Annotated in this window: 12 protein-coding genes and 3 pseudogenes; 5 read left to right on the top strand and 10 right to left on the bottom strand. The window is 56.7% G+C overall.

Annotated elements, in window-relative coordinates; translation table 11 throughout:
* Positions 1-27 precede the first annotated feature (27 nt).
* Both N6L27_RS21320 and N6L27_RS21315 read left to right on the top strand, forming a co-directional pair.
* Complete coding sequence (locus N6L27_RS21320; RefSeq protein WP_271909445.1) at positions 28-621, top strand: gluconate 2-dehydrogenase subunit 3 family protein; 594 nt, start codon at positions 28-30, stop codon at positions 619-621.
* A gap of 10 nt (positions 622-631) precedes the next feature.
* Entirely contained in the window at positions 632-2,209 is a 1,578-nt protein-coding gene (locus tag N6L27_RS21315) for a GMC family oxidoreductase (RefSeq protein WP_271909444.1), read from the top strand.
* Between the two features lie 57 nt (positions 2,210-2,266).
* Here the strand turns inward: N6L27_RS21315 and N6L27_RS21310 are convergent, their stop codons facing one another.
* From N6L27_RS21310 to N6L27_RS21300, 3 genes are all read right to left on the bottom strand, one after another.
* A complete protein-coding gene (locus N6L27_RS21310) occupies positions 2,267-4,102 on the bottom strand; it encodes a helix-turn-helix domain-containing protein (protein WP_271909443.1) in 1,836 nt (611 codons plus the stop codon).
* Positions 4,103-4,365: 263 nt separating this feature from the next.
* Positions 4,366-5,649 carry a HupE/UreJ family protein gene (locus tag N6L27_RS21305; protein ID WP_271909442.1) on the bottom strand — a complete coding sequence of 428 codons (1,284 nt, stop codon included), beginning with the start codon at positions 5,647-5,649 and terminating at the stop codon, positions 4,366-4,368.
* 70 nt (positions 5,650-5,719) lie between these two features.
* A complete protein-coding gene (locus N6L27_RS21300; protein ID WP_271909441.1) occupies positions 5,720-6,322 on the bottom strand; it encodes a VOC family protein in 603 nt (200 codons plus the stop codon).
* A gap of 942 nt (positions 6,323-7,264) precedes the next feature.
* Between N6L27_RS21300 and N6L27_RS21295 the strand changes: the two genes are divergently transcribed.
* Both N6L27_RS21295 and N6L27_RS21290 read left to right on the top strand, forming a co-directional pair.
* Positions 7,265-8,164: a LysR family transcriptional regulator gene (locus N6L27_RS21295; protein ID WP_271909440.1), complete on the top strand. Its 900-nt coding sequence runs from the start codon at positions 7,265-7,267 to the stop codon at positions 8,162-8,164.
* A 208-nt stretch (positions 8,165-8,372) separates the two neighbouring features.
* Positions 8,373-9,114, top strand: a pseudogene (locus tag N6L27_RS21290) (helix-turn-helix domain-containing protein); the annotation flags it as partial.
* An 8-nt stretch (positions 9,115-9,122) separates the two neighbouring features.
* Here the strand turns inward: N6L27_RS21290 and N6L27_RS21285 are convergent.
* Complete coding sequence (locus N6L27_RS21285) at positions 9,123-10,337, bottom strand: IS256 family transposase (RefSeq protein WP_271909439.1); 1,215 nt, start codon at positions 10,335-10,337, stop codon at positions 9,123-9,125.
* Between the two features lie 63 nt (positions 10,338-10,400).
* Between N6L27_RS21285 and N6L27_RS21280 the strand changes: the two are divergent.
* Positions 10,401-11,060: pseudogene (locus tag N6L27_RS21280) on the top strand (transposase); the annotation flags it as partial.
* A 118-nt stretch (positions 11,061-11,178) separates the two neighbouring features.
* On the opposite strand, the pseudogene N6L27_RS21275 reads toward N6L27_RS21280, so the two are convergent.
* From N6L27_RS21275 to N6L27_RS21250, 6 genes and pseudogenes are all read right to left on the bottom strand, one after another.
* Positions 11,179-11,439: pseudogene (locus N6L27_RS21275) on the bottom strand (transposase); the annotation flags it as partial.
* Positions 11,440-11,672: 233 nt separating this feature from the next.
* Positions 11,673-12,704 (bottom strand): YeiH family protein, encoded by a 1,032-nt coding sequence (locus N6L27_RS21270; RefSeq protein ID WP_271909438.1) that lies wholly within the window; start codon positions 12,702-12,704, stop codon positions 11,673-11,675.
* Between the two features lie 67 nt (positions 12,705-12,771).
* Positions 12,772-13,794 (bottom strand): phosphate acetyltransferase, encoded by a 1,023-nt coding sequence (gene pta / locus N6L27_RS21265; RefSeq protein ID WP_271909437.1) that lies wholly within the window; start codon positions 13,792-13,794, stop codon positions 12,772-12,774.
* Positions 13,795-13,834: 40 nt separating this feature from the next.
* A complete protein-coding gene (locus N6L27_RS21260; protein WP_271909436.1) occupies positions 13,835-14,581 on the bottom strand; it encodes a sulfite exporter TauE/SafE family protein in 747 nt (248 codons plus the stop codon).
* Positions 14,582-14,586: 5 nt separating this feature from the next.
* Positions 14,587-16,359: a sulfoacetaldehyde acetyltransferase gene (gene xsc, locus N6L27_RS21255; protein WP_271909435.1), complete on the bottom strand. Its 1,773-nt coding sequence runs from the start codon at positions 16,357-16,359 to the stop codon at positions 14,587-14,589.
* Positions 16,360-16,429: 70 nt separating this feature from the next.
* Positions 16,430-16,838 (bottom strand): GMC oxidoreductase (locus N6L27_RS21250; protein ID WP_271909434.1); only part of this gene is annotated, 409 nt, incomplete at its 5' end.

The following is a 16,838-nucleotide window of genomic DNA, read 5'->3' as shown; positions in this document are numbered from 1 at the left end:
CAGCAATCATCCTGAGGAGGAGAAGACATGAACATTAGGTTCCACCCATTCAAAAAAAACCGAAAGGAACATGAAGGTCTAAGTCGCCGCATGTTCTTGATGACAACAACAATGGCAGGTGTCACTACGAGCGCGATGCTGGGAGGTGCCTCAATCGCATCCGCTGCGTCAATCAATGAAGCTCAAGGCACAATGTTGCTTCGGATGGTTCAGGATATTTATCCGCATCCTGGGCTGTTAGAACTGTCGCATTACGAAGCGATCGTTGCGACAATTGGTAAGAATGCAGACGAAAATCCAGAGTCCGCGGATGATCTGAAGGCAGGCCTTGCAAAAATCGACGAACAGTCGCAAGCGCTTTACGGCAAGCCTTATGCGGAATTGGAAGATGCTGATGCGCGTGAAGGCGTTCTGCGCCACTTCCAGCATGAGGGATTTTTCCAGGGCGTTCGCTGGACCGCATATTTCGGCATTTATGATAACAAGGACATCTGGCCGCTCTTTGGGTATCAGGGTTCCTCCGTTGAACACGGCGGTTACATCGACCGGGGCTTCTCCGACATCACATTCGTTCCAGAGGGCCCAACCCTTGAAGAGCGCATGGCTGAAGTTCAGGGATAAGGGGACAAAAATGGCACAATTTGAACTGAACGACGACAGCGTAGTCGTCATCATTGGCTCTGGCGCGGGCGGTGGTACGCTTGCCAACGAGCTTGCTCAAAAAGGCGTCAAATCCGTTGTCCTCGAAGCAGGGAAGCGTTTTGACATCGGGGACATCGAAAACGATGAGTGGGCGATGTTTAGCAAGATTTCCTGGCTGGACAAGCGTTACTCGGGTGGTGGCTGGCATGGATCTGTTAATCACCCGACGTTACCGGCATGGATCGTCAAGGGATATGGGGGTTCAACAAATCATTGGGCAGGCGTTGCGCTGCGCTTCAAGGATTTTGAGTTTAAAACGCGCACAAACTATGGTGCGATCGATGGAGCCAATGTGGAAGACTGGCCAATCGACCTCGATGAAATGACACCGTGGTACGAAAAGGCCGAGCTCAAGATGGGTGTGACGGGCAAGACAACGGGTATGCCGCACCTACCTTGGAACAACGGTTTCCGCGTTCTGGCCGAAGGTTGCCGCCGGACCGGCCGCACCGACTACAACTCGGGTCCAATGGCCATCAATTCGGTCGAGCGAGATGATCGTCCGCAGTGTCAGCAGATCGGCTTCTGTATGCAAGGCTGCGCGATTGGCGCGAAATGGTCCACCATGTACACCGAATTGCCGCGGGCAGAAGAAACCGGTCTGTGCGAGATCCGCACCGATGCCATGGTTCTGAAAGTCGAGCATGACGAAGACGGCAAAGCCTCGGGCGTACTCTATGCCGACAAAGACGGTAATCAACACCTGCAAAAGGCGCGGATTGTTTGTGTGGCTGGCAACTCGATAGAAAGTCCGCGTTTGCTGCTCAACTCTGCTTCGTCGATGTTCCCCGACGGGCTGGCTAACTCTTCGGGTCAGGTCGGCAAGAACTACATGAACCACACCACAGGCGGCGTGTACGCGGCTCTACCTGAGAAGGTCCATATGTTCCGCGGAACGTCGGTTGCCGGTATTGTGGGTGACGAGGTCTATCACGATCCTGCGCGTGGATTCAGCGGGGGCTACTATTTAGAGTTCCTGTCTCTGGGCCTGCCCTTCATGGCGGCCTTCCTGGAGCCAGGGAACACTGGTTGGGGCCGCAGTGTCGCCGGAGCGCTTGAAAACTATGACAAGATGTCAGGCGTCTGGGTACTGGGTGAGGACCTTGCACAGGAGCGCAACGCAATTACGCTCCACGATAGCGAAGTGGACCAATATGGTTTGCCGGCTCCGATCGTATCCAAGACCCCACATAACAACGACTACGAAATGACGGCGCATATGTACGAAACAAGCGCACAGATTTACGAAGCCGTTGGTGCGACCGATGTCTATGAATTGCCCGCGTACCCGGCGACGCACAATATGGGAACGAACCGGATGCATGCAGATGCCGACAAGGGCGTTGTGAATGCCTATGGGCAGGCTCATGACATTGACAACCTGTTCGTCTCAGACGGCAGCCAGTTCACTTCGTCTGCGGCTTGTAACCCGACATTGACGATTGTTGCTCTGGCGATCCGTCAAGCGGAATACATCGCACAGGAAATGAATGCTCAGAACATCTAAGCATTAGTTTAAAGGTCTGAAATAGAAGCGGCCAGGTGTTATCGCCTGGCCGTTCTTTTAATCCGGACGCTGAAGGCCTTCGGCGGCGATCCAGCGATTAACCGTCGCACGGCTTTTGCCGAGAAGTTTCGCCGCTTTTGTGACATTCCAATCAGAACTGTCCAGCGCTTCGCTGAGCGATGCGCGGAGCGACGCTGCTTCAGGTTTGGTGCGGCGGTTCGACAAACGGTCAGGCAAGTCGGTCGCGTTGATCCTATTCCCATTCCCGCAAATCAGAGCTTCGCGAATAACAGCACGCATCTCACGATTGTTCCCCGGCCAGTCGTAACTCAGCAAAACCTCTCGTGCCTGATCCGAGACCTGGGCAGGTCGGGCCACGTCGTTCGCCAGAAAATCGTCCAACACGATGGCCTTGTCTCTCATCCGCAGTGGCGGCAATTCCAGCACCGACTGCCCCATCAGGTAGAGAAGATTACGTCCTAATCTGCCACCCGTTTCAAGATCGTCCCAGGTGCCATTAGCCGTGAACAAAAGCAGAGGCTTGCGCTCACGGGTCTCTACTCCTTGTTCGTCTTCTGCCGAAGCTAGGAAGGTCTCTAACTTCAACTGAGCGTCACCAGATAGTTTGTCAACATTTTGCAGGATCAGCGTCGGAGTGTGGTCGTTGATCGGGTATTCACACAAGAATTGCAGGCTGTTCAATGCTTCAGCCAGTTCCGACGCCGATGCAATCCGGTCGGCGTCCAGAGCCAACCCCATGGGTGATTCGAGCTTTTGATCTTCGATAAGTGCGCGAGCAATTTCCTCTGTTCCCACACCCGGTTCACCGCAAAGGAGGAGTGGGACGCGATGTGCGGCTAACTTGCGTGCGCGTTCGGCCAGGACCGAGCAATCGCCACCCTGGCCAGCAAATCGTCCAAGCTTGGTGTCTTTGCGGACGAGTGGCAGGGTCTGCTGATGTTCTGGCTGACTCACTCTGCGCTTTGGGGGTACAATCGCAGGGCCTCGCACGTTGATGGCTAGGCCCATACCAGACAAATCCGTTAGGTGTTTTCCGACAATACCTTTGTGTTCTAGCGGCTGCTCTCCAGATCGCCAAAGAGGCAAGTGCGAAACAATCACACCTTCCTCGTTACAGGCGACAAGCGTTTCGTAAGAGCGCCGCGTTTCTGGGTCGCGGGACATGATACGCGCGGTCATTCTTTCAGCGTGGAATGATCTGAACAGCCGTGATTTGAATTGGCGGGACGCTCGTCGCAATGACTGTTCGCACATCGCGATTTCTTCAGCTCTTCGGCGGGTGGACCCGACAAGCGTGACGGTCCCAATCAGGTTGTCTTCGGCATCTGTAAGAGGTGCCGAACTGCAGGCGAAATCATAAAAACAACTATGGAAGTGATCTTTGCCGGTTACGGTAACCGCGCGTCCGGATTTTGACGCCAGGTCGATACCATTGGTGCCCGCAACGCGTTCATCCCAAAGCCCGCCAACGGCAAGACCGCTGCGTTGAAACTCCGCCTCGAGTCCTTCAGGGATGTAGGACTCGATTACAATGCCATCTGCGTCGGACACCAGCATGCAATAGCGTGACCGATGGGGCAGTAGCGTGGATTTGTCGAGTTCTGCCGCGGCACCGCCAATTTGATCCAAAAACTTCTCGCGCCGTTGCGACAATTCGTTGCTCTGCAATCTCAGAACGGGATTGGCGTTGACGGACACAAGACCGTGTTGCGATCTGCACCGTTCTTTTGAGGTCCGCACAAGCTTTTCTATTGCGGTGCTCCGCGAGAAAATTGTCATCTCAGTTACTTCCTGCAGCTCATCTGGCTTAGCTGGTAATCGCTTTTCCTCAATTGTTGCGCGGATCGGCTTGGGAGTCCATTTTTTTGACAAGAATATAAGCTCCTCTGGTAACTGACTAATTTAACTTGATTTCTTGCCTTCTGGGCAGCAGATCTAATCTCCTGAGCGATTTCCCTCTGCTACACTCGAAAATCCGCCGCCCTTGTGTCGACTGGGATTGTCCGGTCCGTGGTTCGACTTCAGCGCTCGACACTCAAAACCCTCGACGAAGATTGAAGGACGTTTCGGGCGATGTGCTGGGTTTGGTCAGATTGAAAAAAGCATGCTCCTGATCAGAGTGTAGGATGGCCTAGTCAGAGCACGGCGCCAACAAAGTCAGAGCCGCGATCGAAAACCCAGTAGGCAGAAATCGCCATCATCCCGACAGCTACCGCGCCTTGCCACGCTGCTTCGCGAGGCTTGGCCAGACGGTCCAGAAGAAGCAGGATGGGCAGGAAGGCCAGATAGACAGCGATCTGACCCAGTTCAACGCCAAGGTTGAAGAACAACAGCGTCAGCAGGGCGTGATCGCCCGACGCCTGCAAAACACCTTCCAACGCGAACGAAAAGCCAACCCCATGGACCAATCCGATTGCAAACACGGCATAGAGCCCGAGAGAGCGATGTCTTTCCCTGATGATGTGCCAGGCACCAAACAGGATCGTCGCGGCGATAAAGATTTCTGCCATCGGCGCAAACCATCCCGCGGATGGGAAAAAACCATAGGCGCCCAGGGCCAGCGTAATCGAATGGCCAACGGTGAAGCCGGTCGCATTCCGAAGAACGACAACCCAGCTTGAAGCAGTCAAAGCGATTAGTGCGATGATCAGAACGTGATCGAGACCTTTCATGATATGTTTGGCGCCGTGCAGAAGCTGATTGATAACGCTGCCGATCTCTTCGGGCGCGTCGCCAAAGGTGATATCCAATGCGCCAATGGTAGTTTGCCGAGCCGGTTTGCCGGCTCCATAAAAGGTCACAACATTGGCCAGCCGGTCGATGGTATCGAAATCCTTGCCAAGCGTGCTTACGACCTTGAAACTCTCGATGTTGGCCCCAGCATCCGCCAGTATAAATTCGACATCCAATGTGGCGTCAAAAAGGTCGATTTCGCCGGTTTCAGTGGCAATGAAACGGTCGGGAAGACCTGAGTTTGCGCTTTTCATTGTGCTGAATTGCGGCAGGGTATTCTGTGTGGCGATCCGCGCCCGCCCCAGCTCGGGTTGGCTGATCTCCTGGCCGTCGATCCAGAAACGGTGCCCGGCCAAAATACTTTGTGCCGGTTTCTCTGGAGAGGCAGCCAATGCGTCGCGATCCACAAGATACGTGGGGCCATCCTCAGTTTCATGCTTGATAAGGAACGGCAAATCTCGAACGTCGTCTATACTTTTCCAGTCCGCGGGCAGCAATGCCAGCCCAAGGGGCATCCGGACGAAGACGCGTAACTTGCCTTCAACCTCGCCGGCAAAGACAACACGTGGTTCAAATTGTTCGAAATGGGCGAGGCTCGGGATGGCAAAGAGCGTCATCAAGAGCGTCAGACCGACGCGACACATCACTTTTGTAATTTGGCTACCTTGGCTACCTTTAATTGACATTGCACAACCTCCCCTTTTGCAAATGCAAGGCCGGGTACTTAACCCGGCCTCAATTCGTTGATCCTCCGATTTAGTAGCGAGGATCCCACATCCGGCTGCCGGTTGTCCGCTCATACCCTTGGCCGAACGGGTAACTCACGATTTCCAGCTGCATTCCCCAGGGTGACATGAAGTAGACCCAAGTCAGACCTTCCATCCCAGTGTCGGTGAACGTGTGCGGCTCACCGAGAACCTTGACGTTTTGCTCTTTCAGATATGCGACAGCCGCGTCCATGTCATCGACATAAAATGCCAAGTGATGGCCACCGATATCGCTGTTTTGTGGCGGTTCAGCGTCTTGGTCAGGTGACGTATACTCAAAAACCTCAAGCGATGGGCCGTTTCCACAACGTACCAGAGTTGCAATTTTGATAACTGCCTTTTCGTTTACGTTGAGGTTGACGGTCATCCAGTCGTCTTCAAAAGGACCAAATGGTCCGATCGAATAAAAGGCTTCACAGCCGATGACATCCACAAAAAAATCCACGGCTTCCTGCACATTCGGCACGGTGATGCCAAGATGCTGCGACCCGCGCATACCGGGCATGCCGGCTTGTGACCCATGCACAAATACAAAAGAACCAGCCAACAGGCCCAATGTCAGGTTTCGAATTTGGTTCAACAGGCGTTTCATCTTTTCCTCCAATGATGATTGTTCCTCGCGCTCAAATATCGCTGACCACCCGGGATCGAAAAAGTTCCAATAAGCCGGAAAGGGGTACCTCTCGAAAGGTGTCTCATTTCAAACAAACTGAGACACCTTTTCGTCTCATCAGATGGTCTGTGCGGACCCGGTTTGAACAAATGAGGTCAGGAAGCTGTTGCTCGAACTTTCTGAGTCTTTAACAAAGCCAAACGACTAAGCGCGAAAACAGATGATTTTCTGAAATTGTAAAAAGACCGGCCCCTGGGAGGAGGAGAGAGGGCCGGTCTTGGTAGAGTCGGCCCAGGGTAGGAGCCGTCAAGTGCGACGCAAAGATATCTTTGGGAGGACCTTTTTCTTGCGCCGCTTAATGCCGTTTCAAACGAAATCGGCAATTCTTTGTCTCTTCGTCAGATGAGGAAAGCGCGTTTGTTTAACACCTCATTCAACTCATTTGCACGTAAGGAGGCATCTCGCGTGCTGCGGGATATCGCGGCGCTTAACGCCAGCTTTTTTCAGCTGGTCATCAGACATCGAACGAAGCGCCGTTTCCATTCTGCCGATTTGCAGACTTGTGAGTGCGTCTGAAAAGTCATTTAACACCGCTTTGCCCTTGCAAGTGACGCGAACTGCGAAACCAACTGCTGCGTGCTGCAAGTGAGAGATGTTCTTTAAGTTGCTACTCTGTTCCATGTTTCTTCCCTTCAAATTCAGCCATACCGTGCTGCAGACCGAGCCACCGATGCACCTTCAGATGCGGTTTCTGGCACAACGTTTTTGCAAGTTGTCGTGATCGCATTTGGGTGAACTCTTTACTTTTTGCTGCGTTGCGGTATGTTTTGCTGCACTGCAGAAATTAGGGGCTGAGCTCTGTGTTGCCAATCCGTGTATTGCGCATAGGGGCTATTCCAAATTGGAAAGGAGCTAACCGGTATGGATATTTCCTCGCAGATGATTTCTTTTGTGAAGGTCGTGGACTTGGGAAGTATTTCGGCGGCATCCCGTTCGAATGGGCAAACGCCTTCTGCGATCAGCAAACAGATCAGGCAGTTGGAAGACCACGTCGGATGCCGGTTACTTCACCGCACTCAAACGGGAGTGTACGTCACCGACGAAGGTCGCGAATTCTACGAAAAATGCAGCGCGATGGCGGAAAAGTTTTTTGAGGCCGAAGCGCACATACACCACATTGATACGCATCCAAAAGGTGTTCTTCGTGTCGCGTCTAGTGTCGCATTCGGTAAATCTCAACTGATCCCGTTCCTTCCAAAGTTTCTCGACGAGTTTCGGGACGTCACCGTCATGTTGGAGCTCACCGATCGCAAAGTTGAATTGGAAGAGGAAAATTTCGACGTCGCGGTCAACTTGAGTGAGCAATTCGTAAATCCAGATTTCATAACCAAGAGAATAATGAAGAATGAGCGCATCCTGTGTGCTTCGCCCATTTACTTGGAACGCTACGGCATGCCCGAAGAATTTAGTGACCTTGCTAACTGTAACTGCCTCCGCACATCAAATGTGGTCGAAAGGAATGACTGGCAAGCTGAATTTGATGGCAAGAAATACTCGGTTGAGGCAACCGGGAATTTTGAAGGCAACAGTGCCGATGCCGTCTATGTGGCAGTGTTGGCGGGGCTGGGCATTGCAAGGTTGTCAGAATATCTGGTTTCGGAAAAGCTGTTCTCAGGCGAGCTTGTCAGGCTGTTCCCGGAATATATTCATGACCACGCGGATGTTGCTGTTACATTTGCCGAAAAACGGAACCTTGCGCCCAAAATCCGCGCGTTTGTTGACTTTTTGGTGGAACGCCTGGATGGATCGAGAGGAGAGTAAATGGGCTAGTTCCTGTGTAGCAAATTGATAAGAAGCTTCCTCTTTGCGAAAAAGCGGAATGACCGTACTGCCCTCATCAATGGCGAGAAAAGCTTTATAAGTACGTTAAAATGATGAAATGCTTGTCTGACGTCAGCGCCAATGGGACAGTTTAGGGTTATTTGATAAGAGAGGGTTTCTGGCACATCGTAACCACCAAGGAGTGGAGATGAGACAGAAATCCGGAACCAAGCAGAGCCACGGCGAGAAGGTTGTTAAAGACATCCGTCGGGCCACCCGCAAGCAGTACTCGGCGGAGGAGAAGATCAGGGTCGTCTTGGACGGCCTGAAGGGCGAAGACAGCATTGCAGAGCTGTGTCGCCGCGAGGGCATTGCGCAGAGCTTGTATTACAGCTGGTCCAAGGAATTCCTCGAAGCTGGGAAGAAACGCCTGGCGGGCGATACGGCGCGTGCGGCGACGTCGAGCGAGGTCAAAGACCTTCGCCGTGAAGCCCGAGATCTAAAGGAAGTTGTCGCTGAGCAGGCCCTGGAGTTGCGGCTGCTCAAAAAAGCATGATCGCGGATGGGGGCGACGGCGAATGAGGTATCCCGCATCTGAGAAGCTGGAGATCATCCGGCTGGTGGAAGGGTCGCACCTGCCGACCAGGCGCACGCTGGACAAGCTCGGCATCCCCAGAACGACCTTCTACCGCTGGTATGATCGGTATTTGTCGGGCGGCCCTGAGGCGCTGGAAGATCGCAGTCCCAGGCCGTCGCGGGTCTAGAACCGCATCCCTGAGCCGGTGCGCGAGAAGATCAAGGAGCTGGCCCTGCAGGAAAGCGATCTGTCGCCGCGCGAGTTGGCCGTGCAATTCACTGAGACGGAAAAGTATTTTGTGTCAGAGGCATCGGTCTATCGCATCCTCAGGGAGTGTCCTGAAGTCTGTGTATCTGGCCCGGCCCATGCGGTTTCAAATACTCAAGCGTCGAAGCGCTCGCCGAACATTATGGCGAACTGATTGCGGGCCGCAAACCATTCCCGTACGTTCCGGCCATCCTTCTCAAATTTTCGGATTGCGAGGTAGATGAGCTTGGTCGCGGCCTCGTCGGTCGGGAAGGAGCCACGCGTCTTGATTGATTTCCGGATCACGCGGTTCAGGCTTTCTATGGCATTTGTGGTGTAAATGATTTTCCGGATCGCCGGATCGAAGTCAAAGAACGGGATTACCTCCTGCCATGCCCGGCGCCAGGCCGGGGCGATGGAGGCGTATTTCCCGGCCCATTTCTCCTCGAAGGCATCGAGCTCAGCTTCAGCCAAATCGGCAGTCGGGGCGCTGCAAATCCGGCGCAGGTCGGCGGCCACGGCCTTGCGGTCCTTCCAAGAACAGAAATTCAGGGAATGGCGCACCAGATGCACGATGCAGGTCTGGACCATGGCATCCGGGAAGGCAGCGGTGATGGCCTCAGGAAAGCCCTTCAGCCCGTCCACGACAGCGATCAGGATGTCTTGGACGCCCCGGTTCTTCATCTCGTTCATCACAGAGAGCCAGAATTTGGCGCCCTCGTTCTCGGCGATCCACAGGCCCAGAACCTCACGGCTCCCATCGCGGGTGACGCCGAGGGCGACGTAGACGGCCTTGTTCTTGACCGTCCGGCTGTCAGCATCACGGATTTTCACCCGCAGCGCGTCGAAGATCACGATGGGATACATCCGGTCCAGGGCGCGGCTCTGCCATTCCCTGACTTCGTCCAGCACCGCATCGGTGACGCGGCTGATCAGGTCGGGCGATACCTTCAGGCCGTAGAGATCAAGCAGATGGGCCTGGATGTCCCGCACCGTCAGACCGGCGGCGTAGAGCCCGACGATCTTGTCATCGATCCCATCGATCCGGGTCTGGCCCTTCTTCACCAGCTCAGGCTCGAAGCTGCTGTTACGGTCCCGCGGGATCGCAACAGGCATCTCCCCGTCCTGGCCTTTCAGCACCTTGGTCGACGTGCCGTTGCGCCGGTTGCTCTGACCGGCAGGCGCGTCCTCGCCTTCTTCATAGCCCAGATGCGCTGTCAGCTCGGCACCCAGCATCCGCTCCATGAGCTTGATCTTCAGCTCTTTCATCAGCCCGGCATCGCCGAGCAGGTCTTCAGGGCGCTCCACGCCCTTCAGCAGTTCGTCCAGGATTTCTTTCGAGATGCTCATTCATGCTTCCTTTCGGTGAAGCATGGACCGGATCAGTCATACACAAAAGGTCGGACACTCTCCATCCTCAAGGCCTACGACCTGATCACCAGCCCGGCCTATGTGGTTCTGTCCGCCTCTGACGAGTTCCGTGACAAGACGACCCGACCGAACCAGCTTTGGCAGACCGACTTTACCTACCTGAAGGTCATCGGCTGGGGCTGGTTCTACCTGTCCACGATCCTCGACGATTACAGCCGCTACATCATCGCCTGGAAACTTTGCACGACGATGAAGTCAGGCGATGTGACCGACACGCTCGACCTGGCGCTGCAGGCTTCGGGTTGTGATCAGGCGAAGGTTCTGCACAAGCCCCGCCTGCTCAGTGACAACGGGTCGAGTTACATCTCGGGCGAGTTGGCCGATTGGCTGGAAGATCGGCAGATGGATCATGTCCGCGGTGCCCCATATCACCCGCAAACCCAGGGCAAGATCGAGCGCTGGCACCAGACCCTGAAGAACCGTATCCTGCTGGAGAACTACTTCCTTCCCGGCGATCTCAGGCAGAAGATCGATGCCTTCGTCGAGCATTACAACCACCGACGATACCACGAGAGCCTGCAGAACCTCACCCCAGCCGATGTCTACTTCGGGCGCGGCCAGACCATCCTGAAACAACGAGAAAGGATCAAACGAAAGACTATCGAAACCCGGCGCTTGCTCCACCGCAAATCCGCCGCATAATCAAACCAGCAAGATGAGCCAGACCCTCTCTTAGCTCAGGCTGCAAAACTGGCCCAAAATCTCTGACGACGGACACTTACCGCCCTATTCTGCACTCAGCCTAAATCGACCCCTACACCTTTATTGCCAGCACCTCCTGAAGCATTGCTTTGTCGAGGGACAAGTTGGCCACCATCCTCTTCATTCGGCCATTCTCTTCCTCAAGCAGCTTCAGGCGTCTCAATTCGGATGGCATCAGCCCGCCGTACTTCTTGCGCCACCGGTAATAGGTCTGCTGGCAAACGCCTGCCTTGCGGCAGACTTCCTGCACACTCAACCCATCATCAACCTGCTTTAGAATGAAGGCGATCTGCTGTTCGCTGAACCGTGATTTCCGCATCGGGATTCTCCGCGTTGCCTGCCGGGCATATTACGGGAAAATTCTCTCTTCCACCGGTCTAGGTTCCGGGAAGCAGGTCAGGTACATCCCCGTTCCGTTACCGAGTTTTTAAGTCGAGCGTTCTCGCTGTTCGGGAACCCAGTCCAGCCTTTAAACCGCTGAGACTTTTCAGGGTTCAGATGAGAACACTAATCGGGTGGCAGATTGTCGAGCCTGTCTTTCGATTGCACAGATCAGGTTAGCATTTCGATCCCTGCCAGGATCAATCCGGCAATGAACAGAGTTTCGATGATGATCACGGCAATGGCCGAGCCACCAACTGCCAGAACCTGTTTCAAGTTAGTTTTCATACCCACTGCGGCGATGGCGGTGAGTAGCAGCCAGCGCGAGGCCTGGCTAAGAAATTCGGTGACGGCTGGTTGGATCACCCCAAAGGAGTTTATCCCGGCCAGCACTAGGAATGTAATCACAAAACCCGGCAGAACTGGCGGGCGATTGCCGCCACTGGGCAGCTCGGTAAAGGAGCGGATCATCAGTGAGGCCAACAATACAATGGGCGCCAGCATAGCAACGCGCATCAGCTTGACCAAGGTGGCGATGTCGCCGGTCTGCTCGGAGATCGAAAAGCCCGCGCCGACCACCTGTGCCACGTCATGGATGGTGCCGCCCAAGAAGACGCCGGCCTGGATCGAGTTTAACTCCAGAAGGTTCACCAGGATCGGATAAGCGATCATGGCCATGGTTGATAGGACGGTGACGCCCAGCACGGTAAAGATCAGTCGTTCCTCGGAGCGTTCGTCACTTGGCAAGATGGCGCTTACTGCCATCGCCGCCGAGGCGCCGCAGATGGCAACCGAACTAGCAGTTAGCAACGCAAAGCGCCACTCGTGCCCAAAAACCCGTGCCACGGCGAAGCCGAAGACGATGGTGGCGACCACACCGCCCGCAACCAGGGCGATCAAGTCCCAGCCCAGTTCCATCATCAACACCATCGACACTCGAACCCCCAGAAACGCAACTCCCAGCCGCAGCAGAGAGCGGGCAGAAAAGGCGATGCCGGGAATAGCCTTGCCTTCTTCACTAAGGAAACTGACGGCAATACCCAGCAGCAACGCCAATAGCATAGCAGGTGTTGCATAGTGTTCGGCTAGGAACTGCGCGGTGATGGCTACAATGGCCGACACCGCCACGCCCGGTAGAAGCAGGTAGGCTTTCCTTTTTATCTCGGCCGATTGAAGTAACGTGAAATGCTCCAGAATAGACATGGCAGGAAACTTTCCTTTTTTACCTGTGGGGTTGCAACTTTTCTCTAAAGGCAAATGCCTACTGTTTCTAAAGGGGGGGAACGTGGTCCGCATGCAGGATGGTGACTGCGATGATCTGGGTGACGTCTTCGGCGCTGCAGCCGCGCGACAGGTCGTTGGCGGGTTTTGCCAGCCCCTGCAGAACCGGGCCGATGGCGGAATAACCGCCCAGCCGCTGGGTGATCTTATAGCCGATGTTGCCGGCATCCAGATTTGGGAAGATCATCACATTGGCCTTGCCCGCAACACTGGATCCGGGCGATTTGCGTTCCCCGATCGCGGGCACAAAGGCGGCGTCGAACTGCAGTTCGCCATCGGCCTGCAGATCAGGGTGGGCGTCCTGAAACAGGCTCAGCGCCTCGGCCACCTTGTCCACCGCCGGATGCTTGGCACTGCCCTTGGTGGAGAAGCTGAGGAAGGCCAGTTTCGGATCCACCCGCAGCAGCGCTTGTGCGGACCGGGCCGAGGCGGCGGCGATCGACACCATCTCGGCGGGGTTCGGATCAATCACCAGGCCGCAGTCGGAATAGAGCATCGCCCGGGCGCCATCGGGGGCGCCTTCGGGCGGGTACATCAGAAAAAAGGAGGAGACCATGCCCGCATCCGGCGCCATGCCGATCACCTGAATGGCACTGCGCACCACATCGCCGGTGGTGTGGACCGCGCCGCCGACGGTGCCGGTGGCATGGCCCAAACGCACCAGCATGGCGGCATAGACCAGCGGAGTTTCGGCAGCGGCGCGGGCGGCGGCGGCGTCCACGCCCTTGTGCTTGCGCAGGCTGTGGTACTCAGCCGCGAAGGCCTCGGTCAGCCCGGATGTGGCCGGGTCATGAACCGCGACGCCCTCGCTTGCGCTGGCACCTTCGGCTTGCAGGGCTGCTTCGACTTCTGCCTGCGGGCCAATCAGGATCACATCGGCGATACCGGCCTGATGCGCGGCCAGGGCACCCGCCACGACGCGGGGGTCAGTGCCTTCGCTAAGGGCAACAACAGGACGGGTGGCCGGGGCTTCGGCCTGCAGCAGTTCGAGGGGCGAGAGTGTTTTGGTCACGGGCATTGGTCCTGTAGCTACGGTTCGGGGCGTCGGGCGTTCAGAACGCCAGCCGTGCAATATTGATCAGCGAAAAGGCGGTCAGCATCAGCACCACCGCGCGCCGGAACAGTCTTTGCGAAACCGCATGAAAACCGCGGGAGCCGGCCCAGATGCCAAGCCCGAGGATGGGAAAGGCCAGCAAAATGCCGGTTAGCGTTTCCGGGCCTACCAGCCCGTTTGCGGCCATCACCGGCAGCGCCATCAGGTCGATGCCGGTCAGAAACACGATCATCGTGGCGCGGAACACGGCAGGCGGCACCGGTTGCGCGGTCAGGAAGGCCGCCACCGGCAGGCCGCCGACACCGGCGCTGTTGGCGATGCCTGCGATGGCGCCGACACCCGCGGTGCCATTGCGCCCGACCGGGCGTTCCAGCTGCCAGCCGCTTAGCAAAACCAGGCTCAGCACCAGGATCAGGCAGGAGATCGCCAGCCTCGCCTCGTACTCGCCCAGCCGGGCCATGATGGCGATGGCGGGAACAGTGGCGACGGCGGCACCTGCCAGCAGGGCAAAGGCGCGGCGCCAGTCGATATGCGGGCGGATGCCGCGCGCCTGAAACACGGTCATGGCGATTTCGCAGGAAAACACCACCGGGATCAGCGGCAGCGGATTGGTGGTCAGCGCTGCCAGAATGATAAAGATCGCGGAAAACCCGAAGCCGGAAAAGCCGCGGATGACGGCCGCCGCGAATAACGCGGCGGCCAGATAGGCCCCCTGGCCAAAAGAGAGGTCAAAGGGCACGGGCATCAGGTTCAGACCTGCTGCGGACGCATGTCGTCTTTGCTGATGCCAGCAACGGCGACCGGTTTCTTCATTGCGTCGCGACGGAACGGCTCACCCAGTTCCTGGTTGATCATCGCTTCGATCAGGGTGGTGATGCCTTTCTTCTGGTCTTCGCAGGCCTGGCGCAGGGCGTCGGTCAGCTCGTCCTGGGTGCGGGCAATCACGCCTTTCAGGCCGCAGGCATTGGCGATCCCGGCGTAAGAGACCTGCTGGTCCAGCTCGGTGCCGACAAAGTTGTCGTCGAACCACAGGGTGGAGTTACGCTTTTCCGCGCCCCACTGGTAGTTGCGGAACACAACCTGGGTCACGGCGGGCCATTCCTCGCGGCCGATTGCGGTCAGCTCGGTGACTGCGATGCCAAATGCGCCGTCGCCCGAGAAACCGACAACCGGAACGTCCGGGCAGCCGATTTTCGCACCGACAACCGCCGGCAGGCCGTAACCGCAGGGGCCGAACAGGCCAGGGGCCAGGTACTTTCGGCCTTCTTCAAACGACGGGTAGGCGTTGCCAATGGCGCAGTTGTTGCCGATGTCGGAGGAGATAATCGCATCCTTCGGCAGGCCGGCTTGGATCGCACGCCATGCGCGGCGGGGCGACAGCCAGTCAGGCTTGGCAGCGCGGGCACGCTCGTTCCAGGTGGTGCCGGGATCGTCCTGCTCGCTGTCCATCGAGGAGAGTTCCTGCGCCCAGGAGGATTTGGTGTGCGCGATCAGTGCCTTGCGCTCGTCGCGCCCCTCGTCGCCTGCGGTGTCGGACAGTTTGCCCAGGATGGTGTCTGCAACCTGCTTGGCGTCGCCGACGATGCCAACGGTGACTTTCTTGGTCAGGCCGATGCGGTCCGGGTTAATGTCAACCTGGATGATTTTCGCATCGGTCGGCCAATAGTCGATGCCATAGCCGGGCAGGGTCGAGAACGGGTTCAGGCGGGTGCCGAGTGCCAGAACAACGTCAGCTTTGGAGATCAGCTCCATGCCGGCCTTGGAGCCGTTATAGCCCAGCGGGCCAGCAAACAGCGGGTGCGAGCCAGGGAAGGCGTCGTTGTGCTGGTAGCCAACGCAAACCGGGGCATCCAGACGCTCGGCCAGGGCCATGGACGCGGGGATCGCGCCGCCGATGACAACGCCGGCACCGTTCAGGATGACCGGGAACTTGGCGTTCGACAGCAGCTCAGCTGCCTGGCTCACCGCATCCGCGCCGCCGGAGGGCAGTTCAAAGTCGACGATTGCGGGCAGGTCGATGTCGATCACTTGCGTGAAGTAGTCGCGCGGCACGTTGATCTGGGCCGGCGCTGAGTTGCGCTTGGCCTGCATGATGACGCGGTTCAGGACTTCGGCCATGCGCGAGGGGTCGCGCACTTCTTCCTGGTAGCAGACGCAGTCGGCAAACATGCGCATCTGTTCCATTTCCTGGAAACCGCCCTGACCCATGGTTTTGTTCGCGGCCTGCGGGGTGACCAGCAGCAGCGGGGTGTGGTTCCAGTAGGCGGTTTTCACGGCGGTCACAAAGTTGGTGATGCCGGGGCCGTTCTGGGCAATCATCATCGACATTTTGCCGGTGGCGCGGGTGTAGCCGTCCGCCATCATGCCGCCCGACCCTTCGTGGGCGCAGTCCCAGAAGGTGATGCCTGCCGGCTCAAAGATATCGGAAATCGGCATCATGGCCGAACCGATGATGCCAAAGGCGTGTTCGATGCCGTGCATTTGCAGGGTTTTGACGAAGGCTTCTTCGGTGGTCATTTTCATGGCGGGTTCTCCTTTGGAACGAATGCTTGGGTTTCGGGTGAGCGTAGGAGGAAGCTCGGGGCTTCATTTGTTAGCCTACGATCAGGTCGCTGGCCTTTTCGCCAATCATGATCGCGGGTGCGTTGGTGTTGCCGGAGACGATTTCCGGCATGATGGAACAATCGGCAACACGCAGCCCTTCGACGCCGTGAACGCGCAGCTTTTCATCTACCACTGCATTCTCCCCCGCTCCCATCTTGCAGGTGCCAGTGGGGTGATAAATTGAAACCGAGTTGCTGCGCGCCCAATCCAGTGTTCCTTCGTAATCTTCCATTGCCAGGCCAGCGCTGGGGCGGAATTCCTCGGCAATCTTGGATGCCAAAGGATTATGCCGGGCAATGCGCCGGGCGATATTGATGCCGTCGACGATTGTCCGGCAGTCGGTCTCGGCGGACAGGTAGTTCGGAATGATTTTGGGGTAGGTCCTGGGGTCCGGTCCG

Origin of the sequence: Leisingera sp. SS27, assembly GCF_028368855.1 — a bacterium.
Classification (GTDB): Bacteria; Pseudomonadota; Alphaproteobacteria; order Rhodobacterales; family Rhodobacteraceae; genus Leisingera.
Note: the sequence above shows the minus strand (reverse complement) of the source record. Positions and strands in the feature narration are given on the sequence as shown.